The organism is Micromonospora sp. NPDC003776 (genome assembly GCF_053605645.1).
The window spans coordinates 1-16,236 of sequence record NZ_JBSGJR010000089.1; the positions used below are offsets into that span (position 1 = coordinate 1).

A 16,236-nucleotide genomic window follows, 5' to 3' on the forward strand; every position below is an offset into this window, starting at 1 on the left:
GCCGCATGCCCCCTCCCTCCCACCACGTAAATCCCAAGGGGCCCCCTCATCGGTGGTGGCGGGGCCCCGTCAGGGCAGTCGTGCTCAGGCCTCGGCCGGAGTCTCCTGCAGGTTCTTGATCAGCTTCGGGTCGACCGGGACGCCCGGGCCCATGGTGGTGGTGAGGGTGACCTTCTTCAGGTACGTGCCCTTGGCCGCGGACGGCTTCGAGCGCAGCACCTCGTCCAGCACCGCCGCGTAGTTGTCGATCAGCTGGGACTCGGAGAACGAGGCCTTGCCGATGATCAGGTGGAGGTTGGAGTGCTTGTCCACCCGGAAGGTGATCTTACCGCCCTTGATGTCCGAGACGGCCTTGGCGACGTCCATGGTCACCGTGCCGGTCTTCGGGTTCGGCATCAGGCCGCGCGGGCCCAGGATCCGCGCGATCCGACCGATCTTGGCCATCTGGTCCGGGGTGGCGATCGCCGCGTCGAAGTCCAGCCAACCGCCCTGGATACGGGCGACCAGCTCGTCGGTGCCCACCTCGTCCGCACCCGCGGCGGCGGCCTCCTCGGCCTTGGCGCCGGCGGCGAAGACGATCACGCGGGCGGTCTTACCGGTGCCGTGCGGCAGGTTGACCGTGCCGCGGACCATCTGGTCCGCCTTGCGGGGGTCGACGCCGAGGCGCATCGCGACCTCGACCGTGGCGTCGAACTTGACGTTGGTGGTGTCCTTGGCCAGCTTGACGGCCTCGGCGGGAGAGTAGAGCTTCGACCGGTCGATGACCTCGGCGGCCTTGCGGTAGCTCTTGCTGCGCTGCATTTCTGGTTACTCCTGTGGTCTATGGCGGGCCGCGGCGTCCGCGCGCCCTCCCACGAACTGATCGGGAAAGTGCTGACCGACGTCAGTCGTTGACGATGATGCCCATCGACCGGGCGGTGCCGGCGATGATCTTCGCAGCCTGGTCGATGTCGTTGGCGTTGAGGTCGACCATCTTCTTCTCGGCGATCTCACGCACCTGGGTCATGGTCACGGAGCCGACCTTGTCCTTCTGCGGGACGCCCGAGCCCTTCTCCACGCCGGCGGCCTTGAGCAGCAGCCGGGCGGCGGGCGGGGTCTTCAGGACGAAGGTGAAGCTCCGGTCCTCGTAGACGCTGATCTCGGCGGGGACGATGTCGCCCCGCTGAGACTCGGTCTGCGCGTTGTAGGACTTGCAGAACTCCATGATGTTCACGCCGTGCTGACCGAGCGCCGGGCCGACCGGGGGCGCCGGAGTGGCCTGGCCCGCCTTCAGCTGAAGCGTGAACGTCTTGACGAGCTTCTTCTTCGGAGGCATGTCTCTTCCTGGGGCTTGGAACTGGGATTTTCGCCGGTCCGCGGGCGCGCACGGTCAGCGCGCTGCGGACAGCCGACGTTCTAGGGTAGCGCAGCCTTCGGTCGCCCCCGCCGCCGAGGTCCGGCGCGGTGGCGAAAGACCGCACCGGCGGCCGGCCGCGAGGCCCACCGCCGGTGCGCGAGGTACGTCAGATCTTGGCGACCTGGTTGAAGTTGAGCTCGACCGGGGTCTCCCGGCCGAAGATCGAGACCAGCACCTTGAGCTTCTGCTGGTCGGCGTTGATCTCGCTGATCGTCGCCGGCAGCGAGGCGAACGCCCCATCGGTGACGGTGACCGAGTCGCCGACCTCGAAGTCGAGGACCTTGACCTCGGGCTTCGCCTTCTTCTCCACGGCCTCGACCGCCGGGGCCAGCCACTTGAGCACCTCGTCGAGGCTCAGCGGCGCCGGACGGTCGGCCCGGTCGGTCGCGCCGACGAAGCCGGTGACCCCCGGGGTGTTCCGGACACAGGAGTAGGACTCGGCGGTCAGCTCCATCCGGACCAGGATGTAGCCCGGGAAGACCTTCGCCTGGACCTGCGACCGCTTACCGTTCTTGACCTCGACCTCTTCCCGCGTCGGCACCTCGACCTGGTAGATGAAGTCCTCCATGTCGAGGGAGGTGATCCGGGTCTCGAGGTTGGTCTTGACCTTGTTCTCGTAGCCGGCGTAGGAGTGCACCACGTACCAGTCGCCGGGGGCGTAGCGCAGCTTCTGGCGCAGCTCGGCGACCGGGTCGAACTCCTCGTCCGCCGGCTCGGTGGTCGGGAATTCCGGCTCGCTGGCGGCCTCGACCGACTCCTCATTGGCCGCCGTCGCCACCGTGGACTGCTCGTCCGGGGTCTCGGCGGTCTCGTCGTACTCAGGCACGCTCGCTCACTTCCGTCACTATCGCTGTTGGCCTGTCAGCTCTTGCCGCCGAAGACGAACAGCACCGCCTTCGCGAAGCCGTAGTCCAGGCCGGCCACGATCGCCAGCATCACCGCGACGAAGGTGACCACCACGGCCGTGTAGGTCAGCAGCTCCTTGCGGGTCGGCCAGATGACCTTACGCAGCTCGGCCACGACCTCGCGGAAGAACCGCACGATGCGGGCGAAGAGCCCGATCCGCTCGGTGTCCTTCCGGGTCTTGCGGCCCTCGGTCGACTCGGCGCGGGCCCGCTTACGGGTGGCGGTGCCGCCCCGGGAGACCGACTCGTCCTCCGCGTTGGTGGCGTCGTCGTCGGCTACGTCGTCGACGATCGCGTCCTCTTCCAGACGCTCGTCGCCGGCGTCCTCGCCGCGCCGCTTGCTCTCGGCCACTTCGCCCTCCGTGCGGGATATCGGGTCGCACGCCGATGAGCGTGCGCGGCGTGTGGTCACGCCGGCCGGACCAACCGTCCCGCGACGGGCCGCGGCCGGCGGACCGCCGGGAAGGGCCCCGAATGCCTCGGAACCACCCCGCCGGTGCCACCACCACGGGCCGGACGCCGCCGTACGGGCGGCGCGACCCACGGAACGGTCAGGCCTGAGGCGCAGGGGTGACAGGACTTGAACCTGCAGCCTGCGGTTTTGGAGACCGCTGCTCTGCCAATTGAGCTACACCCCTGTGCGGCAACGTTCGTCCCACCCGGCACGCGGTGCCAGGCAGGGGTCACTTGCCCCACGGCGGACCAGTGTACGGGTAGTCGTGCGACTTTCCCAACCGGTCTGCCCCTCGCGCGTCGAGAGATCGCTCAGCGCGGCGTCCGGACCGTCGCCCGGGCCTGCGACAGCACCTTCTCGCCGAGGCAGGTCGCGGTGACGTCCAGCCTGGTCAGGCCGTCCTCGGTGACCTCCTTGACCACCGCGGAGACCTCGATCTCGGTGCCCTCGTCGGTGTCCGGGACGACCACCGGGCGGGTGAACCGGACCCCGAAGTCGACCACCGCGTCGGGCGCGCCGGCCCACGCGGTGACCGCGCGGCCGACCAGCGCCATGGTGAACATGCCGTGGGCGATGACGCCGGGCAGGCCGACCTTGGTGGCGGTCCGGTCGCTCCAGTGGATCGGGTTGAAGTCGCCCGAGGCGCCCGCGTAGCGGACCAGGTCCGCCCGGGTCACCCGGAAGGTCTGGGTGGGCAGTTCCATGGTCAGGCCTCCCCGCGTACGACGATCTTGGACCAGACGGCGGCCACCGGCTCCCCGGCGACGGTGCTCACGTCGGTGCGGGTGGTCAGGAAGCCGTGCCCGCCCCGGGTGGTCACCTCTTCGATGGTGTTGACGCAGACCAGCTCGTCGCCGGCCACCACCGGGCGGGTGTACGCGAAGCGCTGGTCGCCGTGCACCACCCGGCTGTAGTCCACACCCAGCGCGGGATCCTCGATGATCTGTCGGCTGGCGGCCATGGTGACCACCACCGGGAAGGTCGGCGGGGCGACCACGTCGGGGTGCCCGAGCGCCCGGGCCGCCTCCGGGTCGTGGTACGCCGGGTCGATGGCGCCGATGGCGGTGGCGAACTCGCGGATCTTTTCTCGGCCCACCTGATAGGGGGCGGTCGGCGGATAGGTCCGGCCGACGAAGGACGGGTCCAGGGACATGCCGCGAACCTACACGTACAACACGAACGCCGACCCGTACGGGACGGGCGGCGCGGGGCCGCCGTCCGTACGGATCGGCGTTCGATGGAGCCTGTGCGACCGGGCCGGCTGGGCCGGCCGTGGGTCAGCGGGTCTCGCGGTGGACCGTGTGCTTGCCGTCCCGGGGGCAGAACTTCTTCAGCTCGATGCGGTCCGGGTCGTTACGACGGTTCTTGCGCGTGATGTAGTTGCGCTCCTTGCACTCCACACACGCCAAAGTGATCTTCGGCCGGACATCGGTCGCCTTCGCCACGGCGGAGTGCCTTCCTCGCTAACGGGTAACAACTACGGCGCATGAGCCTACGCGTTGACGGCGCAGACATGCAAAGTGGGCGCCTGTGGCGCCCATCCCACCGACCACCGGGTTGACCCGGAGGACGAGAGTAGCGGTGGCCGGACTTGAACCGGCGACACAGCGATTATGAGCCGCTTGCTCTGCCATCTGAGCTACACCGCCGTGGCGGGTCCAGCCGGACCCTTTGAGCCCCCTTACGGAATCGAACCGTAGACCTTCTCCTTACCATGGAGACGCTCTGCCGACTGAGCTAAGGGGGCCTGCTCGATCACCCCGGGGGGTGCCGCGCAGGGGAAACAGTACACGACCTCGCCCGCGAGGTGAAATCGGATCCCCCCTTGTCGCGTTGCCGCAGGTCAGGGGACAACCCGCAGGCGCGGCAGCTCGCCGGCGGGCACCGGCTCCGGGTCGACCTGGGCGGCGAACCAGGCCTCCAGCCGCTCGTACGGCAGCGGCCGGCTGAACAGGAACCCCTGGCCGATCTCGCAGCCGATGTCCTGGAGCAGCTCCAGGGTCAGCTCGCTCTCCACGCCCTCGGCCACCACGGCGAGCCCGAACTGCTGGGAGAGGGTCACCACGGCGTTCACGATCGCCAGGTCGCTCGGGTCGGTCGCCATGCCCTGGACGAACGAGCGGTCGACCTTCACCTCGTGCACGGGGAGCCGGCGCAGCTGGGCCAGGGACGAGTTCCCGGTGCCGAAATCGTCCACCGACAACCGGACACCGAGGTCGCGCAGGCGCCGCAGGGTCGGAATCGGCCGTTCCGTGCCATCGAGCACCCCGGCCTCGGTGATCTCCAGGGTGAGCCGCTGCGGCGGTACGCCGTACTCGTCGAGCAGCTCCTCCACCAGCGCCGGGAAGTGCTGGTCGGTGAGGGTACGGGCGGCGAGGTTGACCGAGACGGACAGCGGCTGGCCGCCCTGCTGCCAGTCCCGGCTGCGGCGCAGGCTCTCCCGGAGCACGAACTCGGTGAGCCGGCCCAGCTGGCCGGTGTGCTCCGCCACCGCGACGAAGTCGTCCGGGGACACCGTCCCGTGCGCCGGGTGCTCCCACCGGGCCAGGCACTCCACCCCGACGAGGCGGCGGTCCCGCAGCGTCACCTTCGGCTGGAAGTAGACCTCCAGCTCGCCGCCGTCCAGAGCCCGGCGCAGGTCGCCGGCGAGGCCCAGCCGGCGCAGCGACCGGGACTCCAGCGCGGGACTGTAGAGCTGGACGCTGCCCGGGACCGACTTGGCCGCGGTCGTCGCTAGGTCGACCCGCTGCAGCAGGACCGACGCGTCGCTGCCGTGGTCGGGATGCACGGCCACCCCGACGGCGGTGTCCACGTCCAGGGTGAGCGCGTCGAAGACCATCTCGTCGCGGATCTGCTCGCGCAGCTGCCCGGCCAGCTCCAGCGCCGCCTCGGTGCTCTCCAGCCGGAGGGTGACCAGGAACTCGTCACCGCCGGCCCGGCCGACCAGGGCCGAGGAGGGCGCGCAGGCGCGCAGCCGCGACGCGACCTCGACGAGGACCTTGTCCCCGGCCGCGTGGCCGAGCGACTCGTTGACCTGGCGCAGCCGGTCGACGTCGAACAGCAGCAACGCCACGACCTCGCCGGGCGCCCGGATCTTGACGGCCTCGGCGACCGCCGCGGTGACCTGCCGTCGGTTCGGCAGCTTGGTCAGCGCGTCGTGGTTCGCGTCGTGGCGCAGCCGGTCGACCAGCCGGGAGTTCTCCAGGGCGACGGCGGCGTGCGCGGCGACCGTCTCGAGGACCGCGATGTCGCTGGGGGTGAAGTGGTTGCCGTCCCCCAGCCGGTTCGCCACCTCCAAGGCGCCGATGACGACCTGACCGGAGCGGAGCGGGACGACCACGATGTCCTTGACCCGATGTTCCAGTAGGAGGGGCCGCAGGTCCGGGTCCGTGGTGACGATCCGTCCCACGGCGATCGTCCGGCCGCTCTCCCGCACCATCTCCCGGATCCGGGGCGGCGTACGCACCAGGTCCAACAGCCCCGCATCATCCACCCGAGCGGTGAGCAGGGTCTCCGGGTAGAGCCCCTGCTCCGGTAGCCAGAGGGTGGCGTACTCGGCCTGCATCAGCGCGCCGACCCGGCTGAGCAGCGCGTCGGCGATCGACCCGTTCTCGCCGCGCTCCATCACCGCGCGGGTCAGGTCGTACAGATCGGTCAGGGTGCGGTGCTGGCGGAAGAACCGCGCGTACGAGCGGTAGACCAGGGCCACGCCGCCACCGAGCACGGCGACCAGCAGCAGCGACCACCACGTCGTCTCGACGGTGATCAGCATGATCAGGCCGACCGCCACGTTGACCTCGTTGGTCAGCACGCCCGACATGGTGGTGCGCAACACGCCGCGACCGGTCTGCCAGCCGTGCAGCAGCGTATGCACCCCGGCCACACTCAGGGTGCTGACCAGCAGCAGCATGGTGACCGCGGTGAAGATCGTCACCCAGGTGCGCGGACCGACCCCCGACAACGGTGGGAACGCCTGCAGCACGAGCGTCGCCAGCGAGGCCCCGGCCGCCGCCCGCGCGACGTTGAACCAGACCTTCGGGGCCGCCATCCGATGGCGAAGTTGTGCGACGAGAGAGGCCAACGTGTAGACGATGACGACCGTCAGCGGTGGCAGGTAGAAGAGCGCGAAGACGAACGGGATCTCGGTGAGCGTGACGCCGATCGTCTGCCGACGCACGATCAGGCTCAGCAGCGGCATACCCGCCGCGACCATGAGCACGAGGAGCAGCGCCGCCAGCGGCCACTCCCCCGTGGGGTGGTCTGCGACGAGCGCGGTGGCGGTGGTACAGACCACCGCCGCCAACGCCAGGGGTGCCGTGATGATCCAGGCGTCCTCGGACGACCTGCGTCGTGCTTGGCCGCGTCCAGCCATCCGGCTCCTCGCGAAAATCAGGGGTTACGCAGCGTGACCTACCTCGCCGGTCCGGTAGCCCGAGCCGGCGAGAAAGGGCCGCACGTTCACTGCCAGATGATGTCCACCATCTGCGCGTCGGGGGACGCCGCAGGGTCGGCGGCGGCGCTGCCGCCGAAGAGCGCGGCGAGAAGAAGCAGCGAACCAAGCAGCCGGCCCAACCTTCGACCAGACATGATTGCTCCTGTCGCGAGAAAGACACAACGATGGGTGCCACGATGGTGCCACACCGCGCGGGCGCAGGAAAGTTGTGAGAGCAGCACCGATCCGACCGTCGCGCAGGTTCCGCCGTTCGGTCCAGGCCCCGAGGCACGGCCAGCCAGATCACGGGCGCTACGGACGACGGCTCGCTTCGTCCACTGCGGAATCAGACCTTCAGCACGAACCGATCAAGCCACGCGAAGCCCCCGCCTCACCAATCATCACGCTGCGTCGCCAGTCGACGTGCACCCTTGCCTCAGGCATAGACCACCATACCTGCGCGGGGCTGAAGCGCCAGAGGTTGCCTCGCTCATTCACGTCCAAAACGCCAACGCTCCCCCGCCCGCTCGGCCTCCTCGGTTGCGACGGCCACCGCCCCGGTTCGCCAACGGCCCGAACCTCGCGCTGCGCGGTTCGCCGACGGCCCTCCCGCCCCCGGCTCCACCTGCGGCCGGCACCGGAGGCACCGGGCGTAAGAGATGATCAAGCCCTTGCGGGGGTTGCCCCGGGCCTTGAGGATGGGCGCACCCGCGAAGGAGCGATCATGCCGGACCCGCACAAGCATCCAGTCGAACAACCGGCCTTCCGGTCGCTGATGGTGAGTTCCCTCTTCCTCGGCGTGGTGCTGCTGGTGTGCGCGGCGCAGCCGGGGGCGGGCAGCCGGTTCCTGAGCGCCATCACAGTGCTGGTCTTCGCCATCTTTGTGGTCTCGTTCGGCCTCTACTGGCTCGCATGGGTCCTTCGCGAACACGAGCTCTGGCGGGAGGGACGCCGGGGCGAGGAGGAATAGGCCGACGCGGTTCCGGCCGCGGCGCGGTTCTCCACTGGCGGGCGAGGCCGGGGCGTCCGGCCGGCGCCTGGTCGACCGCACCCGCCGCTTGCGGTCGCTGTCCTCGTGGTCGTCGCCGGCGCATGGAGGGGCGGGGGGTCGGGCCCGGCGCCAAGATCCAGCGTGCCGTTGCCTGCCCGACAGGGCGGTCGAGCAGGGGGCGCCAACCATCACCCGCAGCGAAAGACAACAAAGGCCCCTGACTCGCGTTTCCGCAGGTCAAGGGCCTTGTCGTTGCCTGGTGGCGGGTAGAGGATTCGAACCTCTGTAGCTTTCGCGACGGATTTACAGTCCGCTCCCATTGGCCGCTCGGGCAACCCGCCAGGGCGCTCCACCGCGTCGGAACGCGGCAGCGGAAGCAAGGATAGCGGTTGCCCCCGGGGCCGCCGCAAGCGGGTACCGTCAGGGGGTCCCAACGCTGGTCAGCGGGGGACGGAACAGGACAGACCGCCGGACAGCAGGAGCATGAGCATGGCAGCGAACCCGTCCTTCGACATCGTGAGCAAGGTCGACCGGCAGGAGGTCGACAACGCCCTCCGCCAGGCGGAGAAGGAGCTCGCGACGCGGTTCGACTTCCGCGGCACCGGCGCCGAGATCTCCTGGTCGGGCGAGGAGGCGATCAGCCTCCAGGCGGAGACCGAGGAGCGGGTCCGGGCCGCGCTGGAGGTCTTCAAGGAGAAGCTGGTCAAGCGGAACATCTCGCTCAAGTCGCTGGACGCCGGTGACCCGCGCTCGTCGGGCAAGGTCTTCAAGATCGACGCCAAGGTGATCCAGGGCATCGACTCGGACAAGGCCAAGGCGATCAGCAAGAAGATCCGGGACGAGGGCCCCAAGGGCGTCCAGCCGCAGATCCAGGGCGACCAGCTCCGGGTCACCGGCAAGAAGAAGGACGACCTGCAGGCCGTCATCGCGCTGCTCAAGGGCGAGGACTTCGGGGTCGCCCTGCAGTTCACCAACTACCGCTGACGATCCTGGGCCGGCCCCCTGCCGGGGCCGGCCCGCTTCAACGCGAGAAGATCAGCAGCAGGATCACGGTGAGGATCGCGCTGATCAGGATCGAGCCGAGACAACCGATCCGGTTCGAGAAGAAGAAGAACATTCCCGACGGTTACCCGCCGGCGCGCACCTGATCCCTCAGGCCGCCAGCGACTGTTCGGCGCGTATCGCGCGGGCCTCGGCGTGGGCGATGGGGCCGGCGGGGAGCGCGGCGAGGGCGGCCCCGACGGCGACCGCCGACCCGGCGAAGAGGAAGGCCCAGGGCACGCCGCCGGCGTGGTCGACGATCAGCCCGGCGATCGACCCGCCGACCGCGCTCGCGGCCACCGACATGGTGACCACCCAGGTGTACGCCTCGTTCAGCATGCCGGCCGGGGCGATCCGCCCGACCAGGGTGTTCTCCAGGGTCAGGGCGGGGGCGATGGTGGCCCCGCCGAGCACCAGGGCGACGCCGAGGGCCACCGGGGTGGGCATCGCCGCGAAGACCGCGAAGCTGGCCGCCACCGCGCCGAGCAGCCAGGCGAACTGGCGGGTCATGTTGACCGCCGGGCGGCGTACCCCGAACCAGAAGCCGCCCACGGCGCTGCCGATGCCCCAGACGGCCAGCAGCAGGCCGGCGAGGCTCTCCGGGTCGTCGGGGGCGGCGTTCCCGGCGAAGGCCGGGACGACCACCCCGGCGGCCCCGAACGCGATGCCGAGACTGGCGACGCAGAGCAGCAGGGCCGGGAAGCCGCCGACCCGCAGCGGGCCGAGGCCCCGGGCGTGGTGCTCGCGCGGGTGCGGCCGCCAGGCGCGCATCACCCGGCCGAGGGCGACGGCGGTGGTGCCGACCAGGGTGACCACGGCCGCCCCGACCAGCGCCGCGGCGGCGTCGGCGAGCAGCACGAACGCCGCGACGAGCAGCGGGCCGAGCACGAAGACGACCTCGAAGAGGGAGGTCTCCGCGGCGAGCGCCGTGTTGCGCAGGTGGGTACGGCCGAAGGCCGGCGCGGTGAGATCGTTCCAGGCGCCCCGGATGGCCGCGGTGAGCGGCGGGTAGGTGGCCCCGGCGACTCCGGCGGCGAGGTAGATGAGGGCGAGGTTGCCGCCTTCGGACCGGCTCGCCCCGAGCAGCCCGAACAGGGCCAGCGGGTGGGCGACGGCGGTGGCGAGCAGCACCGGGGTGGGGCCGACCCGGTCGGCGATCCGCCCGGCGACCGGGCTGAGCGCGGCCCCGGCGAGGGCGTAGATGCCACCGGCGACGGCGGCCAGCGAGTATCGGTCGGTCACCTCCTCGACCACGAGCAGGAGCGCCAACGGGGTCATGCCGATCCCGAGTCGGCCGATGATGCCGAGGACGAGCAGCATCGGCGCGCCGGGGATCCGCCAGACCCCCAGGTACTGGCGCAGAGCGGCCAAGGGTGCACCTCCGGTGCGAAGCAGGTAACGAGCGCAATCCTTTCCGACCCTAACGCCGCAGCTCGCCGCGGAGATGGTCGGCTCGCTCACACCGGCGGCCCGGTCCGGGGCTGACCATGTGGCCGGAACGCGGTAGTTTCTGATCGATCTGAGTCCATGCCAGTTCAGGCTCCGCCCAATGACGCACGGAGGTCCGGTGACCGGCACCACCATCGACCCATTTCATCCGGGTATCCGCTCGTGGCCACCCCAGGCGAGGCCGGTCGCGCCGGCCGGGGAAGCGGGCCCACCCCGGTGATGACCGACGCCGACGAACGAGCCGGGCCGCCGCCCGGGTACCGCGACCTGTTCCGCCATCCGGTCGCCTCGCGGCTGGTCACCGCCCGGGGCATCTCCGAGCTGGGGGACTTCATCGGGCTCGCCGCCCTGCTGCTGCTGGCGTACGACCAGACCCACTCGGTGCTCGGCCCGGCCGCCGTGTACGCCGCCCGGGCGCTGCCCGCGCTGCTGGTCGCCACGGTGTTCAGCGGCTGGCTCGACGTGCCGGCCCGGCGCACCATGCTGGTCTGGCTCTCGCTGGCGGGCGCGGCGCTGATCGCGATCCCGACCGCGGTGCCCCAGCCGCTGCCGGCGATCGTCGCGGCCGGCCTGCTGGGCGCGGTCCGGGCCGCGTACTCCAGCGTCAACGTGGCGATCGTCGCCGAGGCGGTGGACGTCCCGCTGCGGCTGCCGCTGTTCGGCCTCTCCGCCTTCGCCAACCTGGCGGGCCAGGTGGTCGGCCTGCTCGCCGGGGCCAGCGTGACCATCGCGCTCGGCGCCCGGATGGCGCTCCTGATCGACCTGGTGTCGTTCCTGGTCGCCGCGGTCGTGCTGGCCGGGTTGCCCGCCGGCCGGGGCGTCCGCCGGGGGTCCCGGCCACCGGCCACCGCCGGGCTACGCACCATCGTCGGCCACCCGGTGCTGCGCGGGGTCGCCCTGCTCACCCTGGGCACGGTGCTCTCCGGCGGGTTGCCGGAGGCGCTCGCCCCCCACCTGGCCGGCGGTGGGTGGCGGCCGGTGGTGCTGGCCGCCTCGGCGTTCGGCGGCGCGGTCTTCGTGCTGCTGTCGGCGCGGCGGCCCTGGCTGGCGCGGGTGGGGGGCCAGGTGGCGACCGCCGCCGCCCTGGCCGGGGCGCTGCTGCTCGCCGGGGCGCTGGTCGCGCTCGACGCGCCGCTCCTGGCGTTGGCGGCGGCGAACGCGCTGATCGGCGCGGGTGGCGGCTGGGTGATCGGAGCTCAGGCCACCTTCGCCCGGCTCGCCCCGAAGGAACGGATGGGGCAGGTGGAGGCGACCATCGTGGCCGCCAACATCGTCATCTCCGGCTGCGGCATCTTCCTGCTGGGCAGCGCGGCCCAACTGTTCGGCCCGGCGGTCGCGTACCTCGCGGCGGGGGTGGTGCTGCTCGCCGTCGTGCTGCTCAACCGGCCCGACCGGTTGCCCGAGGCCACCTCCTGAGACGACTCCGCCCGCGTCCGGGACGGACGCGGGCGGAGTGTCGTCGGACGGGTCAGCGCTGGAACTGCACCGGCCCGCTGTTGCGGGCCAACTGCTCCAGCCGGGCCACCCGCTGCTCCATCGGGGGGTGGGTGGAGAACATGGCGGCGAGGCCGCCACCCCGCTTGAACGGGTTGTCGATCATCAGGTGCGCGGTGCTGGTGAGCTGACCCTGCGGCGGCAGCGGCCGCGTCTGCGTACCCATGTGGATCTTGCGCAGGGCGCTGGCCAACGCCAACGGGTCCCGGCTCAGCTCGGCGCCGGACTGGTCGGCCTGGTACTCGCGGCTCCGGCTGATCGCGAGCTGGATCAGGGTGGCCGCGATCGGGCCGAGGATCAGGGTGAGCAGCAGCACGGCCGGGTTGGGGCCGTCCTCGTCGTCGGACGAGCCGAGCGGGATGAACCAGGCGATGTTGGCCAGCATGGTGATGATGCCGGCCAGCCCGGCCGCCACGCTGGAGATGAGGATGTCCCGGTTGTAGACGTGGGACAGCTCGTGCCCGATCACGCCGCGCAGCTCGCGGTAGTCGAGGATCTCCACGATGCCCTGGGTGACGCAGACCGCCGCGTGCTGCGGGTTACGCCCGGTCGCGAACGCGTTCGGCTGTGCCGTGGGGCTGACGTACAGGCGGGGCATCGGCTGGCCCGCCTGGGTGGAGAGCTCCCGCACCATCCGGTACAGCTCGGGGAACTGTGCCTCGCTGACCGGTTGCGCCCGCATCGAGCGCAGGGCGAGCTTGTCGGAGTAGAAGTAGGTCACGCCGTTCATCAGCAACGAGACGACGACGGCGATGACGAGGCCGCCGCTCCCGCCGAACCAGTAGCCGACCGCGAGGATCAGCGAGGTCAACAGGCCGAGCAGCGCTGCGGTCTTGAGACGGTTGTGATGCACGATCGCTCCTTCGGTGCGCGGACCCGCGCGGGGCCCGCTGACCGGTTCAACACCACCGGTACCCGTCAACCATCCAGCCCATGGCTGAAAGTTGGCTGAGGATTTCTGTGCGTCCGCTGTGCCGGTCGCCCGTTCCGGGACGAACCGCCACTCACCGGGCGGCGACGTCCAGCACGAGCTGGGGGGCGAAGCCGACCACCACGGCCAGCGCGGTGGCCACCCCGAGGGCGACCACCACCAGCCGGGCCGGGCGGGCCGGGGCCGGGCCGGGCGCCGCGTAGAGGGTGGCGGCCAGCCGCAGGTAGTAGGCGAGGCCGAGCACCGCGTTCACCGCCACCACCAGGGCCAGCCAGCCGGCGTGCCCGGCCAGCAGCGCCCGGACCACGGTCACCTTGGCGAACAGCCCGGCCAGGCCCGGCGGCAGCCCGGCCAGCCCGATCAGGGCGAGCGCGAACGCCCCACCCACCCACGGGTGTCGGCGGGCCGCACCGCGCAGGTCGTCCAGCGTGCCGCCGTCGCCGTCCGCCGGCCGCAGCGCCACCACCGCCGCGAACGCGCCCAGCTCCAGCAGCACGAAGAAGACGGCGTACGCGACGGCCGCCGCGTAGGCGCCGGCCCGGGCGTCGGCGGTGCGCCCACCGGCCAGCGCCAGCGCGCCGAGCGGGGCGAGGATGTAGCCGGCCTGGGCCACCGAGGACCAGGCGAGCAGCCGGACCGTCCGCCGCTGGCGCAGCGCCACCAGGTTGCCGACGGTCATGGTGAGCACCGCCAGCAGCGCCAGCACCGGGCCGGTCACCGTGGCCGGCAACGCCCGCTGCACCACCGCCAGCAGGGCCACCACGCCGCCCAGCTTGGAGGCCGTCGACAGGTAGGCGGCCACCGGCAGCGGCGCCCCGTCGTACGTGGCCGGCGCCCAGGCGTGGAACGGCACGGCGGCCACCTTGAACGCCAGCCCGGCCACCACCAGCGCCACCGCCACCGTGGTCAGCGGCAGCTCGAGCAGGTCGTCCCGGCCCGCCAGGGTGGCGCCGAGCCGGTCCAGGTGCAGCGTGCCGGCCACCGCGTAGAGCAGCGCCGCGCCGAGCAGGGTCAGCGTGGTGGCCACCACGCTGACCACGAAGAACGTCACCGCCGCCTCGGCGCCGGCCAGGCTGCCCCGGCGCAGCCCGACCAGGACGTACAGCGGCAGGGTGAGCGTCTCCAGCGCCACGATCAGGGTGATCAGGTCACCGGCCGCGCCGAGCACCACGCCGCCGGTCAGCGCGCAGGCGAGGAGGAAGCAGTATTCCCCCACCGGGGTCCGGCCGGCCCGCAGCAGCGGACCCGAGATCGCCAGCACCCCGAGGGTGAGCAGGGCGAGGACCACGGCCACCAGGGCGGCCCGGCCGCCGTACACCCAGGAGCAGTCCGCCCCGACGCAGAAGGTGCGCCGCTCGTGCCCGGCGCCGACCAGGGCCGCGCCGAGCGCGGTGGCCGCCGACCCGGTCGCGGCCACCGCCACGGTCACGGCGGCACGCGCCACCAGCAGGTCGGCCAGCAGCACCAGCACGGCCGTGCCACCGGCCAGGTACGCCGGCAGCAGCGCCACCTGGTCCACGCTCTGCACGACGCTCATTTCGTGACCACTCCCAGCAGGGCGCCGACCGGGCCGGCGGCGTACGACAGGACGAGGGCCGGGACCAGGCCGACGGCGAGGGCGAGCAGCACCAGCGGCGCCCAGGCGGTCAGCTCCGCCCCGGCCAGCCCCGGCGCGACCCCGGCGACCGCCGGGCTGGGCCGGCCGTGCGTCACCCGACGCAGCAGGCGCAGGAAGTACGCCGCGGCCAGCGCCCCGCCGAGCGCGGCCAGCACCGCGAGCGTGGTCCACAGCCCGCCGCCCCGCCGGACGGCGGCCACCACCGCGAACGCCTCGCCCCAGAAGCCGGCCAGCCCGGGCAGGCCGAGCGAGGCGACCGCCGCGAAGCCGAGCAGCCCGGCCAACGGGGGCGCGGTCTCCCGCAGCCCGGACAGGTCGGCCAGCGAACCCGTCCGGGTCCGGTCCTTGACCGCCCCGGCCAGGAAGAAGAGCAGCCCGGTGATCACCCCGTGCGCGATGTTGCCGATCAGCGCGGCCTGCAGGCCGGTGGCGGTGAGCGTGGCCACCCCGAGCAGCACAAAGCCCATGTGCCCGACGCTGGAGTACGCGATCAGCCGCTTCAGCTCGTCCTGGGCCAGGCAGACCAGCCCGCCGACCAGGATCGCCGCGACGGCGAGCACCCCGAGCGCCGGGGCGGCCCAGCGGGCGCCCTCCGGAGCCACCCCGACCGCCACCCGGATCAGGCCGTAGGTGCCCATCTTCAGCAGCACCCCGGCCAGGATCACGCTCCCGACGGTGGGGGCCTGGGTGTGCGCGTCCGGCAGCCAGGAGTGCAGCGGCCAGAGCGGGCTCTTCACCGCGAAGGCGAGCGCCAGCAGGGTGAACGCGGCGAGCTGGGTGCCCCGGGAGAGCCCGGTCCCGCCGGTCAGCGTGACCAGGTCGGCGGTGCCGGCGGCGGCGACCACGACATAGACGCCGACCAGCAGCAGCACCGAGCCGAACAGGGTGTAGAGGGCGAACTTGCGGGCCGCCCGCCGCCGGTCGTCGCCGCCCCAGCCGGCGATCACCGCGTACATGGGCAGCAGGACGACCTCGAAGAAGAGGAAGAAGAGCACCAGGTCGAGCGCGAGGAAGGTGCCCAGGATGCCCACCTCGACCACGAGCAGCAGCGCCACCAGGGCCCGCCCGCTGCCGCCGCCCGCGGGCACCCGCCACATCGTGTACCCGCAGCAGAGCAGGGTGAGCAGGGCGGTCAGCACCACCAGCGGCCAGGAGATGCCGTCCACCCCGAGGTGGAAGCGCAGGTCCAGGCCCGGCGCCCAGGGCAGGTCGAGCTGGTGCCAGGGCTGCACCGCCGGGCGCGGGCCGTAGCCGAACCAGCCGTGCTCCCCGCCGACCAGCGGCAGGGCGGCGAGCAGGGTCAGGCCGGCCGCGACCGTGCCGGCGAGGCGGCCGGCCCGGTCACCCGGGACGAGGGCCGCCGCGACCGCGCCGAGCGCCGGCAGGGCGAGCACCGCCACCAGCAGGAACTGCCCCCAGGTCATCCGGCCACCCCGATCAGTGCGACGGCGACGCCGATCAGCAGGGCGCCGGCCAGCACGGCGGCCGCCGCCCGGGGCAGGGCCGCCCGGTGCAGCGCGGCCAG

At 72.1% G+C, this 16,236-nt stretch carries 16 protein-coding genes and 4 tRNA genes; 3 read left to right on the forward strand and 17 right to left on the reverse strand.

The annotated features are described in order from the left end of the window. Positions 1-84: 84 nt before the first annotated feature. The 12 genes from rplA to ACWEVO_RS10845 all read right to left on the reverse strand — a co-directional run bounded on the left by rplA (position 85) and on the right by ACWEVO_RS10845 (position 7,342). Positions 85-801, reverse strand: coding sequence for a 50S ribosomal protein L1 (gene rplA / locus ACWEVO_RS10790; protein ID WP_452307331.1), 717 nt, complete (start codon positions 799-801; stop codon positions 85-87). Between the two features lie 82 nt (positions 802-883). Next, positions 884-1,315: a 50S ribosomal protein L11 gene (gene rplK / locus ACWEVO_RS10795; RefSeq protein WP_452307332.1), complete on the reverse strand. Its 432-nt coding sequence runs from the start codon at positions 1,313-1,315 to the stop codon at positions 884-886. A gap of 187 nt (positions 1,316-1,502) precedes the next feature. After that, positions 1,503-2,222, reverse strand: coding sequence for a transcription termination/antitermination protein NusG (gene nusG, locus ACWEVO_RS10800; protein WP_123240595.1), 720 nt, complete (start codon positions 2,220-2,222; stop codon positions 1,503-1,505). A 35-nt stretch (positions 2,223-2,257) separates the two neighbouring features. Further along, the gene (gene secE / locus ACWEVO_RS10805) at positions 2,258-2,653 is read right to left on the reverse strand and encodes a preprotein translocase subunit SecE (protein WP_452307333.1); all 396 of its coding nucleotides are present in this window, start codon (positions 2,651-2,653) and stop codon (positions 2,258-2,260) included. 213 nt (positions 2,654-2,866) lie between these two features. Further along, a tRNA-Trp gene (locus ACWEVO_RS10810) sits at positions 2,867-2,939 on the reverse strand. A 127-nt stretch (positions 2,940-3,066) separates the two neighbouring features. Next, positions 3,067-3,459 carry a MaoC family dehydratase gene (locus tag ACWEVO_RS10815; RefSeq protein WP_452307334.1) on the reverse strand — a complete coding sequence of 131 codons (393 nt, stop codon included), beginning with the start codon at positions 3,457-3,459 and terminating at the stop codon, positions 3,067-3,069. A gap of 2 nt (positions 3,460-3,461) precedes the next feature. Then, positions 3,462-3,908 (reverse strand): FAS1-like dehydratase domain-containing protein, encoded by a 447-nt coding sequence (locus tag ACWEVO_RS10820; RefSeq protein ID WP_452307335.1) that lies wholly within the window; start codon positions 3,906-3,908, stop codon positions 3,462-3,464. Positions 3,909-4,032: 124 nt separating this feature from the next. Beyond that, on the reverse strand, positions 4,033-4,200 hold the full coding sequence (gene rpmG, locus ACWEVO_RS10825) for a 50S ribosomal protein L33 (RefSeq protein ID WP_013288652.1): 168 nt from the start codon (positions 4,198-4,200) through the stop codon (positions 4,033-4,035). Between the two features lie 131 nt (positions 4,201-4,331). Next, positions 4,332-4,404: transfer RNA gene (locus ACWEVO_RS10830), tRNA-Met, on the reverse strand. A 25-nt stretch (positions 4,405-4,429) separates the two neighbouring features. Next, a tRNA-Thr gene (locus ACWEVO_RS10835) sits at positions 4,430-4,502 on the reverse strand. A 96-nt stretch (positions 4,503-4,598) separates the two neighbouring features. Continuing rightward, a complete protein-coding gene (locus ACWEVO_RS10840) occupies positions 4,599-7,127 on the reverse strand; it encodes a putative bifunctional diguanylate cyclase/phosphodiesterase (protein WP_452307336.1) in 2,529 nt (842 codons plus the stop codon). Between the two features lie 86 nt (positions 7,128-7,213). Beyond that, entirely contained in the window at positions 7,214-7,342 is a 129-nt protein-coding gene (locus tag ACWEVO_RS10845; protein ID WP_452307337.1) for a hypothetical protein, read from the reverse strand. 569 nt (positions 7,343-7,911) lie between these two features. On the opposite strand from ACWEVO_RS10845, the gene ACWEVO_RS10850 reads away from it, so the two are divergent. Then, positions 7,912-8,157, forward strand: a complete 246-nt coding sequence (locus ACWEVO_RS10850) for a hypothetical protein (RefSeq protein ID WP_452307338.1) — start codon at positions 7,912-7,914, stop codon at positions 8,155-8,157. 278 nt (positions 8,158-8,435) lie between these two features. On the opposite strand, the gene ACWEVO_RS10855 is transcribed toward ACWEVO_RS10850, so the two are convergent. Continuing rightward, positions 8,436-8,519, reverse strand: a tRNA-Tyr gene (locus ACWEVO_RS10855). A 148-nt stretch (positions 8,520-8,667) separates the two neighbouring features. Between ACWEVO_RS10855 and ACWEVO_RS10860 the strand changes: the two genes are divergently transcribed. Beyond that, a complete protein-coding gene (locus ACWEVO_RS10860; protein ID WP_452307339.1) occupies positions 8,668-9,162 on the forward strand; it encodes a YajQ family cyclic di-GMP-binding protein in 495 nt (164 codons plus the stop codon). A gap of 168 nt (positions 9,163-9,330) precedes the next feature. Here the strand turns inward: ACWEVO_RS10860 and ACWEVO_RS10865 are convergent, their stop codons facing one another. Next, positions 9,331-10,590, reverse strand: a complete 1,260-nt coding sequence (locus ACWEVO_RS10865) for an MFS transporter (RefSeq protein WP_452307340.1) — start codon at positions 10,588-10,590, stop codon at positions 9,331-9,333. Between the two features lie 297 nt (positions 10,591-10,887). Here ACWEVO_RS10865 and ACWEVO_RS10870 point away from each other — a divergent pair, with 297 nt between their 5' ends. Beyond that, positions 10,888-12,084 (forward strand): MFS transporter, encoded by a 1,197-nt coding sequence (locus ACWEVO_RS10870; protein WP_452307341.1) that lies wholly within the window; start codon positions 10,888-10,890, stop codon positions 12,082-12,084. Between the two features lie 52 nt (positions 12,085-12,136). Here the strand turns inward: ACWEVO_RS10870 and htpX are convergent, their stop codons facing one another. From htpX to ACWEVO_RS10885, 3 genes are all read right to left on the reverse strand, one after another. Further along, positions 12,137-13,015, reverse strand: a complete 879-nt coding sequence (htpX, locus tag ACWEVO_RS10875) for a zinc metalloprotease HtpX (RefSeq protein ID WP_452307342.1) — start codon at positions 13,013-13,015, stop codon at positions 12,137-12,139. 151 nt (positions 13,016-13,166) lie between these two features. Then, entirely contained in the window at positions 13,167-14,630 is a 1,464-nt protein-coding gene (locus ACWEVO_RS10880; protein WP_452307343.1) for an NADH-quinone oxidoreductase subunit N, read from the reverse strand. Further along, positions 14,627-16,135, reverse strand: coding sequence for a complex I subunit 4 family protein (locus ACWEVO_RS10885; RefSeq protein ID WP_452307344.1), 1,509 nt, complete (start codon positions 16,133-16,135; stop codon positions 14,627-14,629). Before ACWEVO_RS10885 ends, ACWEVO_RS10880 begins: the two co-directional genes overlap by 4 nt. Positions 16,136-16,236: the final 101 nt, after the last annotated feature.